Below are 18,109 nucleotides of genomic sequence, written 5' to 3' on the forward strand. Positions count from 1 at the left end.
ATCACGCTTGTCTTCTTTCATTTCAAAGTCGTGCAGCCGGCAAAGATTTAATGCCGGGGGTGTGCCTGATCCAGGGTTTACTATCTCGAAGCCTTGGCGTCGATCATCATGGTGCCGCTGCCGGAGAGGTATTCGGTTCGTTTGATTTCTTCGATGTTGCGGAGTTTCTTGATCAGTTCCGCAGCCACGTCCCGCCGTCCTATCTCGATGCCGCAAGAAGCACAATGCAGCACAAAGTTGCATTGTGCTGCAATCTGATATATGTTGACATCATTAACAACCAAGTCACGGAGGTGGGAAAATGGCTATGGCGGTGCGTATTTCAGAGGAATTGGTAAACGAAGCAAAAAAAATTAGCAAAATTGACCATCGGTCGCTGACAGGACAAATTGAGCATTGGGCCAGAATTGGCAAATACGCAGAGGAAAACCCGGATTTAACCTATGATTTAATAAAGGAAATACTTGTTGGAATAGAAGAGTTAAAGCAAGGGGATAAAACTGAGTACCAATTCGGTTGAGCGCAAATGAAAATCTATCAATCGAGGTCATTTGAAAATAAAGTCAAAAAATTTAACCCGAATGAAAAAAACGATCTCGACAACGAAATAAAAGAAATTGCCCGGAACCCCTCAATTGGCATCGAAAAAAAAGGTGATTTAAGGGGTGCTTTTATTCACAAATTCAAAATCAAAACCACATTATATCTGCTTTCATATCGTGTTGTAGCGGATGGGCTGGAATTCATCATGATTGGGGCGCATGAAAATTATTATCGTGACCTCAAGTCCTATCTGAAAAAAAAATAATGCATAGTACAGGGGGGGGCACCTTTTAGTAGTTCAGTAAGGAGTAAGGATGACTGTCATGATTTCATGGCTTTCCTGATCTTCTTCAAGGCCGGGCTTTTGATGTGTTGGCTGTTTGGCGTGAAGGGCGACGGGGCAGGGGATGACTTTGCGCCGGAGCTGTCACTACCTCGAAGCCTTGGCGTCGATCATCATGGTGCCGCTGCCGGTCAGGTATTCGGTTAGTTTGATCTCTTCGATGTTGCGGAGTTTCTTGATCAGTTCGGCGATCCGGTTGCAGCTCGTTTTCATTTCCTTCATGTACATTTCATGGTCTTCGGGGATTTTGTTTTCGGCGAAGGAGCGGGTGAGTTTGTCGATGCCGATGGAGAGAAAGACCAGCGAGTTGTTGATCTCGTGATTGAGGGTGACGACCAGCGCTTTGACCATCTCGATCTTCGCCTGGTCCAGCAGTTTTTCCTGCAGCCGGTAGTTTTCCTGGATCAGGTTGTATTGTTCGACACATTGAGAGATCGTGGTTTTCAACTCCAGGTCGTTCCAGGGTTTGCCGACGATCCGGTACACCTCGCCGCTGCTGATGGCCTTTAATGCCAGTTCAAGATCGAGGGCGCCGGTGATCATTACCCGCACCGTGTCGGGCGCAATCTCGCGGGCCTTCTGGAGAACCTCGATTCCGGAAATCCCCGGCATCATGTAATCGGTGACGACCACAGCCACTTTGCTTTCGGCGAGGTTTTCCAGGGCCAAGTTCCCGTCGGTGAATGTTTCGACCGAATACCCCTCACCCATGAAGAAGCGTTTCAGGCTCGATAAGACATGCGGCTCGTCATCAACAATGTAGATCGTCGGTTCATCCATGACATGATTCCAGTTTGACAGATTATTTGTGCCGGTGTTTTCAGAATATCACTTTTCCGATTCCGGAATCCAGCGGTTAGTGAGCGAATCTGATGGATGTAAGTAACTTTCCACACGGAGATTCCCCGTGGTTCGAAGTCGCACTCCGTTTGCTATCTGCCGCGGGGAGTTTCAATAGAATCGGGCGTTGTTCTGCAGTTTGTGTATTCCCCGGAAGTCTGCCACCCAGTCCACGTGAAGGTTGCCACCTAATGTACGTGAAAGCTGCCACCTATTCTCCGGCAAAGCTGCCACCTGTCGGAGCGAAGCGACGCAGGAGTTTTTTCTTTACTCCGAATGGGCCTCTTTCTTCAAGTTTGAATTCTTTTTTCTCATAGATTCTCCTTTTAAATTTATCCGGTGCGCGTTGTGAACCAGCCGGTCCAGAATGGCGTCGGCAAGAGTTGCGTCCCCGATGAGTTCATGCCAGTGATCCACTGGCACCTGGCTTGTTACCATGGTTGATTGCAGCTTGTGTCGGTCTTCAAGAATTTCTAAAAGGTCATGGCGCTGCTCCGTATTGAGTTGTTTGAGGCCAAAATCGTCAAGGATCAAGAGATTTGTTTTGGCAAAACCATCAAGTAACTTGCCATACCGCCCATCACCTTTTGCCAGGGAAAGATCCTGGAAGAGCCTGGGCAGGCGAAGATAGAGAGCCGTATGTCCTTCCCGGCAGGCCTTTTGCGCCAAAGCACAGGCAAGATAGGATTTGCCCACCCCGGTTGACCCGCAAATGATCAGATTTTGATGTTCTTTAAGCCAATGACAGTCTGCGAGTTTTAAAACAAGAGCCCGGTCAAGGCCACGTGGTTGACGAAAGTCGATGTCCTCCACAGAAGCGCTCTGCCGGAGTTTTGCTTTTTTCAGCCGTTTTGCCATACGGCGATTTTCTCGTTCCGTCATCTCGCGATCAACAAGCAACCCGAGACGCTCCTCAAACGATAATTCCTTGATCTCGGGCATCTGCAGCTGTTCGCCGAGGGCATTAGCCATGCCGAAGAAGCGCAGGGATTGCAGTTTTTCATGGGTGGGATGGGTAAGCATGGTATCTCCTTTTTCAATGTGTCTGTTTGTAGTAATGAGATCCTCTGATATTGTCATGATTGAACAGGGACTGCTGTTCCACCGGATCATGCAGGGTCTTTTTTTCCAGGCCGTTTTTAAGGATCGATTCGATACTTCTGTAGGAAGTCGTCCCCAGATGTAAAGCTCGCAGGCAGGCCATCTCCAGGCGCTCGGTGTCGTAACTTTTTTCAAGTCGCAGGATGCCCAGAATAGAACGGAATGCCTGTTGCGGATGAGGCCGTGAGGCGAGTATCTTTTCCACCAGTTCGGCGGTCTGCGGGCCGATTGAGTTCGCCCAGCGGATGAAACGCTCGGGCGACCATTTGGCATAATGCCTGTGGGCCGGCGGCATATGTTCCTTGCTGGTGGTGTGGCGCCCCGGGAGATTATTTCTGACATGGCTGGCGACTCGCGTCCCCTGGTGAAAGAACTCGACGATATTGGCCGAGATGCGAACATCGATTTGTTTTTTAACCAGCTGGTGCGGAACGCTGTAGTAGTGCCGATTGATCTCAACATGATAGTCGATGTGCACCCGGGCCTTTTTCCACTCTGCATACTGGTACGGTTGAGCAGGCAAAGGTTTAAGCGCTGCCTTGTCCAGTGATTCAAAAAGATTTTTGCGGCTGCCGGGTATTTTTTTGAATGGACGATCATTGAGTTCAACAAGCAACTTTCTGATCGCCTGATTGACTTCTGCCAGACTAAAGAATGTATGATTGCGCAGGCGGGCGAGAATCCAGCGTTCCACCACCAAAACGGCTGTTTCCACCTTGGCCTTGTCCCGTGGTTTTCTTACCCTTGCCGGCAGAACTATGACCTGATAGTGGCTTGCAAGATCCTGGTATGTTGGATTGAGATCCGGTTCATAGCGGCAGGCCTTGGAAACGCCGCTTTTAAGATTATCAGGCACCACAATTTCAGGAACACCGCCGAAAAACGCAAATGTGCGAACATGAGAGCCGATCCAATCCGGCAGACCTTGGGTCCAGGTTGCCTCGGCATACGTGTAGCTGCTGGCTCCAAGGACAGCTACGAAAACCTGAGCTGTCCTGATTTCGCCGGTATGACTGTCAATGATCGGTACAGTATGACCGGCATAGTCGACAAATATCTTTTCTCCGGCACGATGCTCCTGGCGCATGACAAGATCCACCTTGCCGGTCCAGGCATGATATTTCCGGCAAAACCAACTGTACTGATATCCGTTTGGATTGCCTTCTCTGTACTCCTGCCAGAGCAGAAAGAGCGTAACGCCTTTTTTTCTCAATTCGCGATGTACAACCGCCCAATCCGGCACCAAACGGGCATCGCGCCGAACCTGCGGGGGCGGTGGAAACAGCAACCGCTCCACATTCTCGTCGCTGAGATCATCCGGCAATGGCCATGGTAGGCCGGACACCGAAAAACGACGCAGATAATCAGCAATCGTCGGTCGACTTGTCCCGCAACAGCTGGAAATTTTCCGGTTGCTTAAATTACAGTCAAATTTTAACCGTAGGACTTCTCTTACTTTTCGCATAGACAACCTCTCTGCCGGCATCTGTGTCTCCTTTCTTCATATTGAAAAAAAGGCTCACAATACCAACGGCTGTCCTACGTCGCTAAATCCAAAATTCAGGTGGCAGCTTTGCCGGAGAATGGGTGGCAGGAATCAAATACAATGGGTGGCAGCTTTGCCGTACAATGGGTGGCAGGCTTCGTGTACATTAGGTGGCAGACTTGCCGGAGAATACTCATGCAGTTGGCATGCCCTTTGGACAGCGGCCTGTTTTTTTGCATGTCACATTGCCTCTTCACCCGATGAGTTCTTTTGTGGTTCAATGATCATTATGCGGATCAAATTTTTTCAGACCCTCTCTTTTCAGGTCATTCTCATTATCGCCCTGGGGCTGTCGGTAATGACCCTGGTGCAGTTCAATTATTCCGAAGAGATTATCGAGGGCAGTATCCTGCACGAAACAAAGAAACAGGCGCTGGCATATCTGCTGGGGATTGAGCGGGAGATCCAGGCCCTGCCGGACCCCTATGATTCGCTCAGGGTCAGCGGAGTTCTCTATGGCGCCAAGACCCATGATATCAGCCAGCTTGGTTTTTCGATCATCAATATCTACTGCTACAACAGAGCCGGTGAAATATTCGCCTTCATGGATGAGCCTGATAAACTGACCAAGGACCTTTCGGCGGAATATGGCGAGGTTATCCGCAAGAATGCGCCTTACCTGGGGAGGGAGATAGAGAGCAATCACGTTGATGAAAACGGCAACATCATCCACTCGGTCGATGTAATCGTTCCGATCCATTACAAAAACGAGGTGCTTGGCGGGCTTGAAGTGGAGATCAACCTGAACAGAACCTTCGAGATGATCAGAGAGATTGACGATCTGTATGAGAAGCGGATTGTTTTCATGCTCTCTGTGGCACTGGTCGGCATGGTCCTCTTTATTTTTCTCATCGTAAACTGGCGAGTCCTTGCTCCGCTCAGGCAACTGGGAGAGGTGACAAAGAAGATCGCGGCAGGGGAGTTCAAAGCGAGGGTTGAATATGGTCCGAAAAACGAGATCGGGAGGCTTGGCCGGTCGATCAATGAGATGGCCCGGAGCATCGAAGCTCTGTTTCATGAACTGAATCAGGCCTATATTGCGATCCTGAACTCACTCTCCAAAGCCTTGGAGGCACGGGACGAATACACCGCGAACCATTCGGAAAACGTCGCCAGGTATGCGGTCAAGCTGGGAAGGCGGGTCGGTATATCCGGGGACGAGCTGAAATCTCTAGCCCAGGGCGCCATGATCCATGATCTGGGCAAGATCGGCATTCCGGACAGTATTTTGAACAAACCGGGAAAGTTGCGGGAGGAAGAGTATGCCAAGATACAGGAGCACCCCCTCCTGACTGCCGCAATTTTAAGGCCCCTTGAAAAGTTCAGACATTTTTCCGATATTGCCCGCTCTCACCATGAACGATGGGATGGTCTGGGGTATCCGGACGGATTGAGGGGAGACGAGATCCCTTATCTGGCAAGGATCGTGGCGATTGCCGATTCATGGGATGCGATCACCGGCGACCGGGTCTATCGCAAGGGCGCCGGTTTCAAGAAGGCTCTCTCGCTGTTTGAAAAAGAACGGGACTCAGGACAATGGGACCCGGAACTGGTTGACGAGTTTGTCAGGATGATGCAGGAGGAAAAGGAAGGGGGCGCCTGATTCGAAGTGCAAATCAAGCAGCAAAAGGCCGGCTGCTGCCAATCAATTGCCGGCCTTTTGTTGCGCCCTTGAAAAATTCTATCTGCCGGTCACCTCTTTCAGGAACTGACCGAATCTCTGCCATGATTTCCGGTCGGCGTCTTCGCGGTAGCGGTCCGAGTCGAATACGGTAAAGGCATGGGGCGCGCCGCCGTAGGTGATCATTTCATGGGGGACCTGATGGTTTTCCAGTTCCTTGGCGAGGCCTGCGAAATGGTCCATGGTGATGCTCTGGTCGGCGGTGCCGTGCATGATCAGGAGTTTCCCTTTCGTTGCCGAATGGTCCTGGCCCTCCGGGGTGGCAAGTCCGCCGTGGAAGGTGACAAAACCCTTCAGGTCGGCGCCGGACCTGGCGAATTCAAGGACCGCCGCCCCGCCGAAGCAATACCCCATCGCCACCGCGTTATCGATATCGGCGCCGAGTGCCCCGGCCGTGGTCATCGCCCCGTTTAAAAGGGCGCGCATCTTTACCCGGTCTTTGTAAAGCTCGCCGGTATGCTGCTTTCTGTCCTTGTTTTCCGTGGGGCGGATCCCTTTACCGAAAAGATCGGCGGCAAAAACCGCATAGCCGAGTCCGGCAAGCATCTCGGCGCGCTTCACCTCGTAGCCGGTCAACCCGTCCCAGTCGTGGACCAGGAGAACAAGCGGCGCGGTGGGAGACGGTGAGACAAAGTAGCCCTCGAAAGACTCCCCGTTCACCTGGTAATCGACGGATCGCCCTGCGCCATAGACGGCAGTTGCGCCGAGCAGGATCAGAAAAACAGCCGGTATGATTTTTTTCATAGCACCCTCCTTGGAGTATTTATCATAAGAGATGTCACATCATTTTTGGAAACGATTTGTCCTGTTGCCACAATATTCATTGGGGTGAGTTCCGGCAAATGAGTCCGAAAAGATTGCCGGGGTTTTTTCCCTCTGATCTGCTCTTTGCCTCTTCAGGAAAAGAAACCTCCAGGATCCTTCATTTGTCCTGGAATATGATTCCATTGAGTTGTGAAATAAGTTAAAAGAGGATTGCATGATCTGACTCGGAATGACCCTTTAATGAAACCGGCAATTTTATGATTACGGAAAATCTGGTGTCAAACAGCGCGGTTCTCGATCCCACCGGGATTGTTTTCTGGACCAGGATCGGCGCTACGGTGCTCTGCGGCGGTATTGTCGGGCTTGAGCGGCAGCTCAGAGGTAAACCTGCGGGGATCAGGACGAGCATCCTGATCTGTCTCGGTACCCATATCTTCGTGAGCCTGGCCGCTTCCCTGAATGAATACACCCTTGATCCTTCCCGGGTCCTCGGCCAGGTGGTCACCGGAATCGGCTTCATCGGCGCCGGGGTGATCATGTCGAAGGAGGGGCTGGTCAAGGGAGTGACCTCTGCCGCGATCATCTGGGTCCTCGCCGGCATCGGCGCGGCCATCGGTCTGGGCAATCTGCCCATGGCCCTCTCCATTACCTTGGTGGCCGTCGGAGTTCTGTGGGGGGTTGAGTTTCTGGAATCCACCTTCAAGAAACTCCGCCGCGGAGTGCACCATAAATATCACAAGGGTGAAGGGTTCACAGAGGACTAGTGTCGCGTCAAGGATGAAATGTCATAATATTTCTCCGGCATTTTTTGTGCCGGCAAGGCACGTGTTGGGTTGCATAGCAGCGCTATGTAACCCAACAGGTAACGCAGGAGGCGCGAAAAACGACGAGGAAGATGTGACGGTTCAGAGTTGACGTGACACTAGTGTCTGACTCCGGAGATTCCCTTTTCGCAACTGTGTTGCCCCAGGTGTCTTGTGCCGAGTGGTTCTCAGCCGGCAACCTTTGCGATCGCTTCCTGCAGGATGTTAAGCCCTTCGGCCATTTCGTCGTTGGTGATGTTTAAAGCCGGGAAGATCCTGATTCCGTTGCCCTGGGTCTGTCGGACAAAAAGGCGTTTTGCCAGACAGTCGTCACTGATCCTGGCCGCAGTTTTGTCATCTTTGAACTGGATCAGCAGCAGGAGCCCTTTGCCCCGGACGTCGGTGATCAGTTTCGGATACTGGCGGTGCCACCCCTTCATGGTTTCGCTGGCGAAGTGTCCGACTTTTTCAACATTTTCAGAGATGTTGTTGTCCACCAGATATTTTATCACGGCGTGGGCGACCGCGCAGCCAAGCGGGTTGCCGCAGTAGGTGCCGCCATGATCGCCGATCTCGATTTTTGCCGCCACCTCTTCGCTCATCGCAAAACCCCCGAACGGGAAGCCCCCGGCAATGCCTTTGGCCATGGTCAGGAAATCAGGTTCCAGTCCGACTGAGCCGCTGACGAACATCGGCCCGGTGCGGCAGAATCCGGTCTGAATCTCATCGATGATCATCAGCGATCCATTTTTCCGGCAGAGGGCCAACGCCTCATTCAGGTATTCGCCGGAGGGGACGATCACCCCGCCTTCACCCTGGATCGGTTCCAGGATAAAGGCGGCGACACTGTCGTTGAGCGCTCTCTCAAGATCAGCAAGGTCGCCGAATTTTACAAAGAGATTGTTCGGCATCAGCGGATTGAATTTTTCCCGGTGCCTGGCCTGGCCGGTGGCCGAGGCGGTGCTGATGGTCCGGCCGTGGAAGCTCTGGTGGGTGGAGATGATATCGATCCGGCCGGTCACCTTGCGGGCGAGCTTGATCGCGGCATCGTTCGCTTCCGCGCCGCTGCTCGCGAAAAAGATTCTGGTGAGGTTTTTCGGAAGAATTTCCCGCATCAGGTCGACCAATGCTGCCCGGACCGGCGAGTAGGTGAGGCCGGAGTTCGGGCACTGGAGAATCTTTTTGCCTTGCTCGGCCAGCGCCGCGCTGATCACCGGATGGGCGTGACCGATGCTCGTGACCCCCCAGCCGGCGGTGAAGTCAAGATACCGGTTGCCCTCCTCGTCCCAGGCATACACCCCTTCACCCCGCTCGATGGAGATCTTCTGCTTGACGAAGAAAGGAACCATCGACCGGTCTTCGGCACTGAAAGTGTTTACGCTGGTCATTAATGTGCTCTCAATAGGATTTTTTTTGACATTATCGATTCACGAGAAGTCAGCCAGTTTTCTAAAAAGAGGGGAAGCTGGAATCCGGAAGTCAGAATAAAATCTTTTCCCCGACAAGTATAGGACTTAAATCCTCCTACTCCCGGCTCCCGGCTCATGTCTCCTGGCTTCTGGCTTCTGACTTCTGGCTTCTTCCTCCCGGCTTCTCAGATCAACGCCAGCATTTCCCGGACCGCCTGGTCGAGGCCGACAAAGATGGCCCGGGCCATGATCGCGTGTCCGATGCTCAACTCCTCGATGGTTCCGAGGGCGGCGATTCTGGTGGTATTCAGGTAATTCAGGCCGTGCCCGGCGTTGACCCGGAGCCCGCTCTCATAAGCCTCTTCGGCGGCGGCGGCGATCAGTTCGAACTCGTGGTGCTCCTCGCTCTCGCTTTCGGCATCGCTGTAGCGGCCGGTATGGATCTCGACGAAGGTTGCGCCGACCTCTCTGGAGGCTGCGATCTGGCGGGAATCCGGGTCAATAAACATCGAAACCGGGATTCCCTGGTCGCTCATCCGTTTCACGACTTTGGCGAGCTTTTTTTTCTGTCCGGCGACGTCGAGCCCGCCTTCGGTGGTCAGTTCCGCCCGTTTTTCCGGGACCAGGGTGATCATGTCCGGTTTCAGATCGAGGGCGATTTTGATGATTTCCTCGGTGGCGCCCATTTCCAGGTTCAGTTTGGTCCGGACCGTTTCGCGCAGAATCCGGACATCGCGGTCCTGGATATGGCGGCGGTCTTCACGCAGATGGACAACGATGCCCCTTGCGCCGGCAAGTTCGCAGATTGCCGCAGCAGTCACCGGATCGGGTTCGTGAATGCCCCTGGCCTGCCGGATGGTGGCCACATGGTCAACATTGATTGCCAGACTGATCATGCTCATTCTCCTCATTTTTTTGTGCAGTTCATCAAGTAATTCCCGCTCTTTCGCCTCCATCAGGCGGGCTTCCTTTTCCGATCTTTCATGGTCCAGACCGAGAAGGTGGACCAGCCCGTGGACCATGAGCCGGGTGATCCGCTGGTGGCAGGAGACCTTTCGCTCGGCGGCTTCCCGGGCAGCGGTGTCGATGGAGATCACGATATCGCCGATCATTTCCGGGCCAGGCCCGGGGGGGGCGTCCAGCATCGGAAAGGAAAGGACGTTGGTCGGTTTGTTTTTTGCCCGGTAGTCGCGGTTCAGGAGGGTCATCTGTTCGTCGTCCACCAGCAGAAGGCTCAACTCGTGATCCTCCAGTCGGCAGATTTTCAGTAGCGCCTCAGCCGTGCGGAGTATCTCCCCGCTGCTGACCCGGACCGGGCCCCGGTATTCTGATCGTAAGAGGACTGGCATTATTTTTTCCTGGCTCCTCCGGAAGTGTTTTTACCGTAGGCGATAATGATTTCCTGGACCAGCGGGTGTCTCACGACATCGATTTCAGTGAACCTTGAAAAAGATATCCCTTTGATATTGTTGAGTATTTTTGCAGCATGGATCAGGCCCGAATTTTTGCTGTCGGGCAGGTCGATCTGGGTGATATCACCGGTGATGACCGCCCGTGAGTTGAAGCCGAGGCGGGTCAGAAACATCTTCATCTGTTCACGGGTGGTATTCTGGGCCTCGTCGAGAATCACAAAGGCGTTGTTCAGGGTCCGGCCCCGCATGAAGGCGAGCGGGGCGATTTCGATAACCTCCTGCTCGATCAGGGCGGTGGTTTTCTCCCGGCCCAGCATGGCGTAGAGGGCGTCATGGAGCGGACGGAGGTAGGGGTTCACCTTCTGGGCCATGTCGCCGGGCAGAAACCCCAGTTTTTCACCCGCTTCCACCGCGGGTCTCGCCAGGATAATCGACTTGACCTGATTGCCGGTGTATGCGGCGACGGCCATCGCGACGGCGAGGAAGGTTTTGCCGGTTCCCGCCGGGCCGATGCCGAAGACAATGTCGTTCTGCCGGATCTCTTCGATATATTTCTTCTGGTTGATGCTTTTGGGCGAGATCATTCCCTGGTTGGCGGAAAGAAAGACCTGGTCCTGAAAGATGGTTTTGAGCACGGCGCCCGGGGTCCGGTTGAGGATGCGCAGGGCATAGGCGATATCCTGCTGATAGACGGGGAAGCCGCCGACGATCATCTCGTAGAGCTGGTTGAGCGCTGATCTCGCGATATCGATGTCATGTTTTCGCCCGCTGATCACCGCCTCGGTACCCCGGACCTTGATGGTGACATCCATGGCGCTTTCGATCAATTCCAGGTTCTTGTTGAGGTTGCCGTAGAGAATGCGGGCGGCATCGTTGTCGTTGAATTGAAGGGTATGAGAGGATGACAAGCGGGTCTCCATTTCAGATTATGTTCATCTCTTCAGGTCAAAAAAGAAAGCTGTTTACCATCGAATTTCAGCCAATGACTCTTCGACAGTTCGACAGGCTCACTGTCAGAGTGAGCGGAATTACTATTTTCACCCTTCGGGTGTAATTTTCCTAAAAGCAGACAAGCTGCTCAACTTAAGCTTGATACAGCTCATCCTGAGCCTGTCGAAGGATGGTTCAACTTATGTTCTACTCCACACCGATATTTGAATAAACCAACAATATCAAAACTTATATTGTTGGCCGAAAACCGGCTGAAACTCGGTGGCAATCAGAAAAAAAATGCCGGGCGCAACGAACACGTCCGGCATTTCCATAAGATCAATATCTGTTTCCAGACAGGCAGGCTTTATTCATGCAGTAAGGTTATTTCTTTTTCAGCTTTCTCAATTCCGCATCAATCATGCTCTGCAATCCTGCCGGAGAACGATCCTTGACCAGTCGGCCGTTCAGGTAAAGGGTGGGGGTGCCCCTGACCCCGGCATTGGCGGCGTCGTTCATGTCCCGGTTGATCAGCTGCTGGGTTTCCGGACTGTTCATATCCTTCCGGAAACGGTCCAGATCGAGACCGACCTCCTGGGCGATTGTGATGAATTTCTCATCGCTCAGGTTTTTATAGTCTTCGAATACCTTGTCGTGGTACTGCCAGAAAAGCCCCTGCAGATTTGCGGCCTGGGCGGCCTGCGCTGCAGGTCTGGCCATTTTGTGACTGTTGATCGGAAAGTTCTTGAAAGCGATCTTGAGAGTGTCGGGATTTTTTTCGAGCACCTGCTCGAATAGCGGCCCCAAACGGGCGCAGTAAGGTCACTGGAAGTCGCTGAAGACTGCCAGGACCACGGGCGCCGCATTGTTGCCGAGAAATGCGGACCCGGTGTAATCGAGCTTGGCCACATACTCAAGAATCAGCTCGTGGACCGATCCATCCTTACCGTTGCTGAGAAACACCCGGGCGCCGACACCGTCGACGGCAACCCTGTTCATGTCCGGGCTGACTTCGAGGGTGTCGTGGAGTTTGCTTTCTTCATCGTAGATGAACAGTTTGCCACCCTCACTCAAAATAAAGGTGTGCTTGCCGTCGGCGGTTACCGCAACGTCGATCGGTTTGCTCGCCGGTTTCAGGGTTGAGCGGGCCTGCCAGTCGACATCTGCAGATGAGACGCCGGGCATCAGCAGGGCCGCCGTTACCAGGACTGATGTAATACGTCGTAAAACTTTCATAAAAAGAGACTCCTTGACTGTTTGATGAATTTTGTCAGGTTGCAAATGAGGATTATAGCAATCACCCTTATTTCTGCAAGGGGGAATGAGGGTGTTCGGGCAAGTTTATCAATGTCTGCACCGGTTCACAAAATCAGCCAGATGATACACCTCGACCTGCAGATCTTTTTCAGCAGCGGTAAGGAATTTGAGCTGGAGAAGGCATCCAGAACAGGTCGAAACGATTGCCTCCGGCCGGACCTCCAGCAGTTCTTCGACAAGCTGCGCCCCGATTCGGCCGGAAAGATCGGGATGGGCGAGGTTGAATAGTCCGCCAAGCCCGCAGCACCTGGGCCCTCCCGGCAGCTCAACGAGTTCCACATCCCTGAGTGACGAGAGAATTTTACGAGGAGGGGTTGTAAAATCCCCGGACCGGAAGCGGAGGTGACACGGGTCGTGATACAGGACGCGTCGTTTTTTTGTCCCGGCCGGATTCTCGTTAGCCCTCGCCCCGGGATGATTGGCCAAAAATGATGCGAACTCCAGCAGGCGATCGGCGAACTCCTTTGATTTTTCCCTCCATTCCGGATCGTCGGCAAAAAGGTCGGGATAGGATTTGAGGTGGCTGAAGCAGGAGGCGCAGGTCGTCAGGATCGGACTGGTGCTGTCGGCAAAAGAGGCGATGTTTTTTCTCGCCAGATCTTTTGCTGTTTCCAGATTGCCGTGGCTTAGAGAGGCGAGCCCGCAGCAATGCTGAACGGGCGCGGTGATCCTGAAATCCCGCCCGTTGGCGACCAGCTCCCGGCAGGCCGAGGTGATTTCCGGGTACAGATGGGTTGCCAGGCAGCCACTGAAAAGCAACAACTGGTTACGGCGCTCTTTTCCGGAAGAGGGAGGGTCCGGTTCCGGTTCGGGAACGGACGGCGTTCCGGCAAGGATGCCAAGCTTGAGTCGCAGGCCGCTACTTTCGGGGAGTTTTTCAAGAAGAGGTTTCGACAACTTGAGAACCGATGCGAGTTTCCTGAGGAGGGGGTCACCGGCAAGACATCTTTCCGCCACCGTTTTTTTGAGCGTGGCGATGGTGAGAAGGTTCGGGGCATTGCTCCGGGCCTCGATGACCATCGCCGGCAGGTTGATTCCCCTGGGGCAACTGAAGGAGCAGGCGTTGCAGAGCAGGCAGCGGGAGAAAATCCTGCTGAATTCTCTGGAGTGCTCGGTTCCGGCCAGTTTTTCCAGAAGATGGATTCTGCCGCGGGCGGTATCGGATTCCCGGCCGGTCACCTGGTACACCGGGCAGACGGCGGTGCACGAGCCGCATTTGGCGCAAGGGGTATCGATCATCGGAGGTTATCCCCGTCCCGCATTTTCCGCACCGGGTCATGCGGAAAATGCGGGACGGGACAATCCGTTGCGGAAGGAGTTCGCAAAGCCGAAGGGCGGTGGCGCCGGACCATGAATGATCCTGATCCCGTCCCCCGGTGTGGAATCATCTCTGCCATAACAGGAATGACTTGATGAAAGGATCCAGGTTGCCGTCCATGACACTGTCGACATTGCCCATTTCACAGTTGGTGCGGTGGTCTTTCACCAGCCGGTAAGGCTGCATGACGTAGGAGCGGATCTGGCTGCCCCAGGCGATTTCCTTCTTGTCGCCGTGCAGTTCCTGCTGGTCTTCTTTCTGGAGTTCCTTTCCCCGTTCATAGAGTCTCGCCTTCAGCATCTTCATTGCCGTGTCCTTGTTCCGGTGCTGGGAGCGCTCGTTCTGGCACTGGACCACGATTCCGGAAGGGAGGTGGGTGATGCGGATTGCCGAGCTGGTCTTGTTGACATGCTGGCCGCCGGCGCCGCTGGCCCGATAGGTATCGATCCGGAGGTCTTTTTCGTTGATATCGACAACGATATCGTCGTCCAGTTCCGGGAAAATGAAGACCGAGGCGAAGGACGTGTGGCGTCTGCCGCTGGCATCGAACGGAGAAATGCGCACCATCCGGTGGATGCCCATTTCCGAGCGCAGGTATCCGTAGGCGTAATTGCCGCTGATCATCACCGTGACGCTCTTGATCCCCGCTTCGTCACCGGGGAGCTGATCGAGAATCTCGGTCTTGAAGCCGCTTTCCTCGGCCCAGCGCAGATACATGCGCAGCAGCATGCTGACCCAGTCCTGTGCCTCGGTGCCGCCGGCGCCCGCATTAATCGAGAGCATGGCGTTGTTGGCGTCGTGCTCGCCGGTGAACATGCAGAGCAATTCCGAGGCATCGACGTCCTTATCCAGCCGGTCAAGAAGGGTCGCCACTTCGTTTTCAGCATCGCTGTCTTTTTCCTCGAGTGCGAGGGAGAGCAGCAGTTCCGCCTCTTCCCACTCTTTCCAGCAGTTCTCCCAGTGCTCGACAACGCCCTGCAGCCGCCCTTGTTCTTTCTGAACGGCGGTGGCGGTTTCCTGGTTGCCCCAGAAACCCGGTTTCAGGGTCTGCTGCTCAAGTTCCGCAATTCTTTCCTTCTTTTCATCTACTTCAAAGATGGCTCCGCAGGGTAAGTAGGCGGCCTTTGAGGTCCTGAAGTTTCTGCTTGAGTTCAATTGACATGAGCGTCTCCTTTACCGGATCGGGCCGGAATTTTGTATGAGATGAAGGTTAATATAAGCATGACCAGCAGACAGAACAGGCCAAAATAGCAGCCGATCCCGAAGGTGAAGAAAGATCTCTCTTCAAGCAAGACCATCTGTCTGCCGGCGGTAAAATCCTCAAAAAGCGGTGATTCATGAGCTATCCGTCCCAGCGGATCGATAAAGCCGCTGACCCCGGTATTGGCGGAGCGGGCCAGGCTTCGCCGGTTTTCAACGGCCCGGAGAACCACCATCGCCAGGTGTTGCCAGGGGGCGCCGGAGCGGCCGTACCAGGCGTCATTGGTCAGATTGACCAGGAGGTTTGCTCCGGCAATGGTCTGGGACCGGGCAAGGGCCGGAAAAATAGATTCAAAGCAGATTAATACTCCAACTCGGCCATCATGACAAGGCAATGGAATGGTGGTTTTGCCGGGGGAAAAATCGGCAATCGCTTCGACAAAAGGAGCCAGAAAAGGCAGGAGCCGTTTCAGCGGCACATACTCTCCAAAGGGCACCAGGTGCTGTTTGTCATAGCGGAGGAGGCGCTCTTCTCCGCCGGGAATCAGGAAGGCGCTGTTGAAGTACAGTGGTTTGCCGGTCAATGGGGCTGCTTCCCGGTATGGCGCTCCGGTCAGCACGAAGGGGCTTTCTTCGGTGAGACCCAGAGCCCTGATCCGGTCGAGGTGTTTTGATTCCTGAAGGTAAAAAGGCATGGCTGTTTCCGGCCAGATGATCAGTTCCGGTTTTTCCTCTGCGACGATGTCTCGGGACAGTTCGAGGTATTTGTTCAAGGTTTTTCGCTGCAGGGACGGCAGCCATTTCTGCCCCTGATCAATATTTCCCTGGACGACCGCAACGTTCATCCGGTCGGCGTGTGCGACGATTTCCTCCAGCTGGTGGAATCTGAAAAAATCATAGGCCAGGCATGAGGCAATGAGCAGCAGAGCCAGAAATGCAGGTTTCAGGGACTTCAGGCTGCGCCCGGTTTTCCTGAACCGGCTGCTGATTGTGCTGAACAGGAGGCAGTTGACCAGAACGATCAGAAAGGTGACCCCGTGGTGGCCGGCAAGATCGGCGGACTGCATCAGGAGCGGGGTCCGGAACTGGGTGTAGGCCAGATCCATCCACGGAAAGCCGGTAAAAGCTATGGATTTCAGCCAGTCCAGGCCTACCCAGATGACCGGAGCGGTCCAGATGATGGTGAATCGGTTCTGGAATTTGTTGGTCAAAAAAGAAAAAATTGCCGGGTAGATCGACATGTACAGAGCAAGAATCAGGAGGACCGGCAGGGATATCCAGATCGGCATCTCGCCATAGTTGCCGAGGACGATCATGATCCAGGAGAGAAGGGCTGTATAGTAGAGGAGACCGCAGAAGAGTCCTGCCGCGGCGGCCTTCAAGGGAGTAGTATCCTGCCGGCAGACGACGAAGAGAAGAGGAACGAGGGCGATCCAGACAATGGCGCCGGTATTCGTCGGGCCGGGAGAAGCGAACAGGAGCAGCAGGGCGGACAGGAATATCAAGACCGCACTCCGGATACGTGCTGGTTTGAAAAAACTTCCGACGCTGTTCATTGTTTCCGTCCGGCTCATGTCTTTCATCAGGCGATCAGCGAGGCGGTCAGGGCTTGGCAGCGGCTGAAGTGACTCTGACTTCGTTGACGCGACGACGGGTTGCCGAGAGCACGGTGAAATTCAGTGCGCCGACGGTCAAGGACGTATTGGCACCCGGCAGATGGCCCAGAGAGTGGATGATCATGCCGCCGATGGATTCGTAGGGGCCTTCGGGAAGGGTGACCCCGAAATGGTCTTCAACATCCTCGATGTCGATTCTTGCATCGACGATAATGTTTCGGTCATCAAGGATCTTGATGTCGGTATCGGGACGGTCTGTTTCATCGGTGATTTCACCGACGATCTCTTCAAGAACATCTTCCAGGGTGGTCAACCCCCTGACACTGCCGAATTCGTCGGTGATGATGGCCAGGTGTACTTTTTTGTGCTGAAAATCTCGCAGCAGATCAACGATTTTCATGTTTTCCAGAGCAAAATAGGCGGGCTTGATCAGGTCTGCGGCTACCAGCGTCTGCTTTGGGTTCATATACTTGAGGAGGTCTTTGGCAAAGATAATCCCGATGATGTTGTCCGGCTTATCCTTATATACGGGGATCCTGGAAAAACCATGGGTGATGATGATCTGCACAAGCTTGTCATAGGGGCAATCGGCACGCACGGAGATCATTTCGGAACTCGGGGTCATGATCTCCCGGGCAACCGTATCACGGAATTCAAGAATGGAGTGGATCATTTTCCCTTCTTCCGAAGAGATCAGCCCCTGTTCCTGTCCGTCATCCAGGAGTTCCTGGATTTCGTGTTCGAGTTCCTCCGGGGAATCAATAGTGCGATCGAAACCTAAAAACTGAATGAAACGTTTGAATATGTTCGATTCGCCTGGCGAATCTGAAGAAGGGTCTTTGTCCATGTCCATTAATGGTAAAATTTCAAGTGGTTCGCCCTTTGCGAGGGCGTTTCCCGTGTATTATTACATAGGCAGCTGAAGTCGGCCAATGAAAAGATGGCCAGCCAGAAAAAAATTGACGTATCGACATAAAATCGTTATAAAGTCGGCTCTTTATGCAAGAATTGCCGTGTGCTACAGAAAAAAATGGTGATCGGCGGCCGCTGGAAAGACAGTTGCCTATTTTAATCAGGGTGTCAAGAAGAGACTTTTGACGAGCGAAGCCCGGGTGATTTTGGTAAATTCCTCAATCATGCTGTCCGGTCAGCCACGCGAGAAAGCTTTCTGGCAGCCTTTTTTTTTATTTCCGCTCACCTGTTTTTTGCTGGTCAGGTGATCATTCCGGTCACTCAGCCCGGATTAACTATGGATGCGTTATGCCGGACCGAAGAGTTGTGGTAG

17 protein-coding genes are annotated in these 18,109 nt (G+C 53.6%); 4 read left to right on the top strand and 13 right to left on the bottom strand.

Annotation, left to right across the window (positions count from 1 at the left end; all coding sequences use genetic code 11):
* The first annotated feature begins 301 nt into the window (after nt 1-301).
* Both KKG35_15730 and KKG35_15735 read left to right on the top strand, forming a co-directional pair.
* Nucleotides 302-520 (top strand): ParD-like family protein, encoded by a 219-nt coding sequence (locus KKG35_15730; protein ID MBU1739579.1) that lies wholly within the window; start codon nt 302-304, stop codon nt 518-520.
* A 6-nt stretch (nt 521-526) separates the two neighbouring features.
* Entirely contained in the window at nt 527-808 is a 282-nt protein-coding gene (locus tag KKG35_15735) for a type II toxin-antitoxin system RelE/ParE family toxin (protein ID MBU1739580.1), read from the top strand.
* A gap of 165 nt (nt 809-973) precedes the next feature.
* Here the strand turns inward: KKG35_15735 and KKG35_15740 are convergent, their stop codons facing one another.
* The 3 genes from KKG35_15740 to istA all read right to left on the bottom strand — a co-directional run bounded on the left by KKG35_15740 (nt 974) and on the right by istA (nt 4,313).
* Nucleotides 974-1,666, bottom strand: a complete 693-nt coding sequence (locus KKG35_15740) for a response regulator (GenBank protein ID MBU1739581.1) — start codon at nt 1,664-1,666, stop codon at nt 974-976.
* A 327-nt stretch (nt 1,667-1,993) separates the two neighbouring features.
* Nucleotides 1,994-2,749 (bottom strand): IS21-like element helper ATPase IstB, encoded by a 756-nt coding sequence (gene istB, locus KKG35_15745; protein ID MBU1739582.1) that lies wholly within the window; start codon nt 2,747-2,749, stop codon nt 1,994-1,996.
* 13 nt (nt 2,750-2,762) lie between these two features.
* Entirely contained in the window at nt 2,763-4,313 is a 1,551-nt protein-coding gene (gene istA, locus KKG35_15750) for an IS21 family transposase (GenBank protein MBU1739583.1), read from the bottom strand.
* A gap of 289 nt (nt 4,314-4,602) precedes the next feature.
* Between istA and KKG35_15755 the strand changes: the two genes are divergently transcribed.
* Nucleotides 4,603-5,976: an HD domain-containing protein gene (locus KKG35_15755; GenBank protein ID MBU1739584.1), complete on the top strand. Its 1,374-nt coding sequence runs from the start codon at nt 4,603-4,605 to the stop codon at nt 5,974-5,976.
* Between the two features lie 78 nt (nt 5,977-6,054).
* Here the strand turns inward: KKG35_15755 and KKG35_15760 are convergent, their stop codons facing one another.
* Nucleotides 6,055-6,798 carry a dienelactone hydrolase family protein gene (locus KKG35_15760; GenBank protein ID MBU1739585.1) on the bottom strand — a complete coding sequence of 248 codons (744 nt, stop codon included), beginning with the start codon at nt 6,796-6,798 and terminating at the stop codon, nt 6,055-6,057.
* A 278-nt stretch (nt 6,799-7,076) separates the two neighbouring features.
* On the opposite strand from KKG35_15760, the gene KKG35_15765 reads away from it, so the two are divergent.
* The gene (locus tag KKG35_15765; GenBank protein MBU1739586.1) at nt 7,077-7,583 is read left to right on the top strand and encodes an MgtC/SapB family protein; all 507 of its coding nucleotides are present in this window, start codon (nt 7,077-7,079) and stop codon (nt 7,581-7,583) included.
* A gap of 227 nt (nt 7,584-7,810) precedes the next feature.
* Here the strand turns inward: KKG35_15765 and KKG35_15770 are convergent, their stop codons facing one another.
* The 9 genes from KKG35_15770 to KKG35_15810 form a co-directional block, all read right to left on the bottom strand.
* Nucleotides 7,811-9,010, bottom strand: a complete 1,200-nt coding sequence (locus KKG35_15770; GenBank protein ID MBU1739587.1) for an aspartate aminotransferase family protein — start codon at nt 9,008-9,010, stop codon at nt 7,811-7,813.
* Nucleotides 9,011-9,216: 206 nt separating this feature from the next.
* On the bottom strand, nt 9,217-10,380 hold the full coding sequence (locus tag KKG35_15775; protein ID MBU1739588.1) for a pyridoxine 5'-phosphate synthase: 1,164 nt from the start codon (nt 10,378-10,380) through the stop codon (nt 9,217-9,219).
* Entirely contained in the window at nt 10,380-11,363 is a 984-nt protein-coding gene (locus KKG35_15780; protein MBU1739589.1) for a PhoH family protein, read from the bottom strand. Before KKG35_15780 ends, KKG35_15775 begins: the two co-directional genes overlap by 1 nt.
* A gap of 394 nt (nt 11,364-11,757) precedes the next feature.
* A complete protein-coding gene (locus KKG35_15785; GenBank protein ID MBU1739590.1) occupies nt 11,758-12,180 on the bottom strand; it encodes a thioredoxin domain-containing protein in 423 nt (140 codons plus the stop codon).
* A 15-nt stretch (nt 12,181-12,195) separates the two neighbouring features.
* Complete coding sequence (locus KKG35_15790) at nt 12,196-12,609, bottom strand: hypothetical protein (protein ID MBU1739591.1); 414 nt, start codon at nt 12,607-12,609, stop codon at nt 12,196-12,198.
* Nucleotides 12,610-12,717: 108 nt separating this feature from the next.
* Nucleotides 12,718-13,929 (bottom strand): (Fe-S)-binding protein, encoded by a 1,212-nt coding sequence (locus tag KKG35_15795; protein ID MBU1739592.1) that lies wholly within the window; start codon nt 13,927-13,929, stop codon nt 12,718-12,720.
* Between the two features lie 145 nt (nt 13,930-14,074).
* Nucleotides 14,075-15,170, bottom strand: a protein-coding gene (gene prfB, locus KKG35_15800) for a peptide chain release factor 2 (GenBank protein MBU1739593.1) whose coding sequence is annotated in 2 segments (ribosomal slippage) — nt 14,075-15,110 and nt 15,109-15,170 — 1,098 coding nt in all. Because the reading frame shifts where the segments join, the coding sequence is not laid out codon by codon here.
* Nucleotides 15,160-16,764, bottom strand: a complete 1,605-nt coding sequence (gene lnt / locus KKG35_15805; protein MBU1739594.1) for an apolipoprotein N-acyltransferase — start codon at nt 16,762-16,764, stop codon at nt 15,160-15,162. Before lnt ends, prfB begins: the two co-directional genes overlap by 11 nt.
* A 46-nt stretch (nt 16,765-16,810) precedes the next feature.
* Nucleotides 16,811-17,677 (bottom strand): hemolysin family protein, encoded by an 867-nt coding sequence (locus tag KKG35_15810; protein MBU1739595.1) that lies wholly within the window; start codon nt 17,675-17,677, stop codon nt 16,811-16,813.
* Between the last annotated feature and the right edge of the window lie 432 nt (nt 17,678-18,109).

The sequence above is a fragment of the Pseudomonadota bacterium genome, assembly GCA_018823285.1.
Classification (GTDB): domain Bacteria; phylum Desulfobacterota; class Desulfobulbia; order Desulfobulbales; family JAGXFP01; genus JAHJIQ01.

Bases quoted from the DNA above. Each gene is read 5' to 3' on its own strand.
- KKG35_15730 (MBU1739579.1), top strand. From the start codon at position 302: ATGGCTATGGCGGTGCGTATTTCAGAGGAATTGGTAAACGAAGCAAAA.
- KKG35_15735 (MBU1739580.1), top strand. From the start codon at position 527: ATGAAAATCTATCAATCGAGGTCATTTGAAAATAAAGTCAAAAAATTT.
- KKG35_15740 (MBU1739581.1), bottom strand. From the start codon at position 1,666: ATGGATGAACCGACGATCTACATTGTTGATGACGAGCCGCATGTCTTA.
- istB (MBU1739582.1), bottom strand. From the start codon at position 2,749: ATGCTTACCCATCCCACCCATGAAAAACTGCAATCCCTGCGCTTCTTC.
- istA (MBU1739583.1), bottom strand. From the start codon at position 4,313: ATGCCGGCAGAGAGGTTGTCTATGCGAAAAGTAAGAGAAGTCCTACGG.
- KKG35_15755 (MBU1739584.1), top strand. From the start codon at position 4,603: ATGCGGATCAAATTTTTTCAGACCCTCTCTTTTCAGGTCATTCTCATT.
- KKG35_15760 (MBU1739585.1), bottom strand. From the start codon at position 6,798: ATGAAAAAAATCATACCGGCTGTTTTTCTGATCCTGCTCGGCGCAACT.
- KKG35_15765 (MBU1739586.1), top strand. From the start codon at position 7,077: ATGATTACGGAAAATCTGGTGTCAAACAGCGCGGTTCTCGATCCCACC.
- KKG35_15770 (MBU1739587.1), bottom strand. From the start codon at position 9,010: ATGACCAGCGTAAACACTTTCAGTGCCGAAGACCGGTCGATGGTTCCT.
- KKG35_15775 (MBU1739588.1), bottom strand. From the start codon at position 10,380: ATGCCAGTCCTCTTACGATCAGAATACCGGGGCCCGGTCCGGGTCAGC.
- KKG35_15780 (MBU1739589.1), bottom strand. From the start codon at position 11,363: ATGGAGACCCGCTTGTCATCCTCTCATACCCTTCAATTCAACGACAAC.
- KKG35_15790 (MBU1739591.1), bottom strand. From the start codon at position 12,609: ATGAAAGTTTTACGACGTATTACATCAGTCCTGGTAACGGCGGCCCTG.
- KKG35_15795 (MBU1739592.1), bottom strand. From the start codon at position 13,929: ATGATCGATACCCCTTGCGCCAAATGCGGCTCGTGCACCGCCGTCTGC.
- lnt (MBU1739594.1), bottom strand. From the start codon at position 16,764: ATGAACAGCGTCGGAAGTTTTTTCAAACCAGCACGTATCCGGAGTGCG.
- KKG35_15810 (MBU1739595.1), bottom strand. From the start codon at position 17,677: ATGGACATGGACAAAGACCCTTCTTCAGATTCGCCAGGCGAATCGAAC.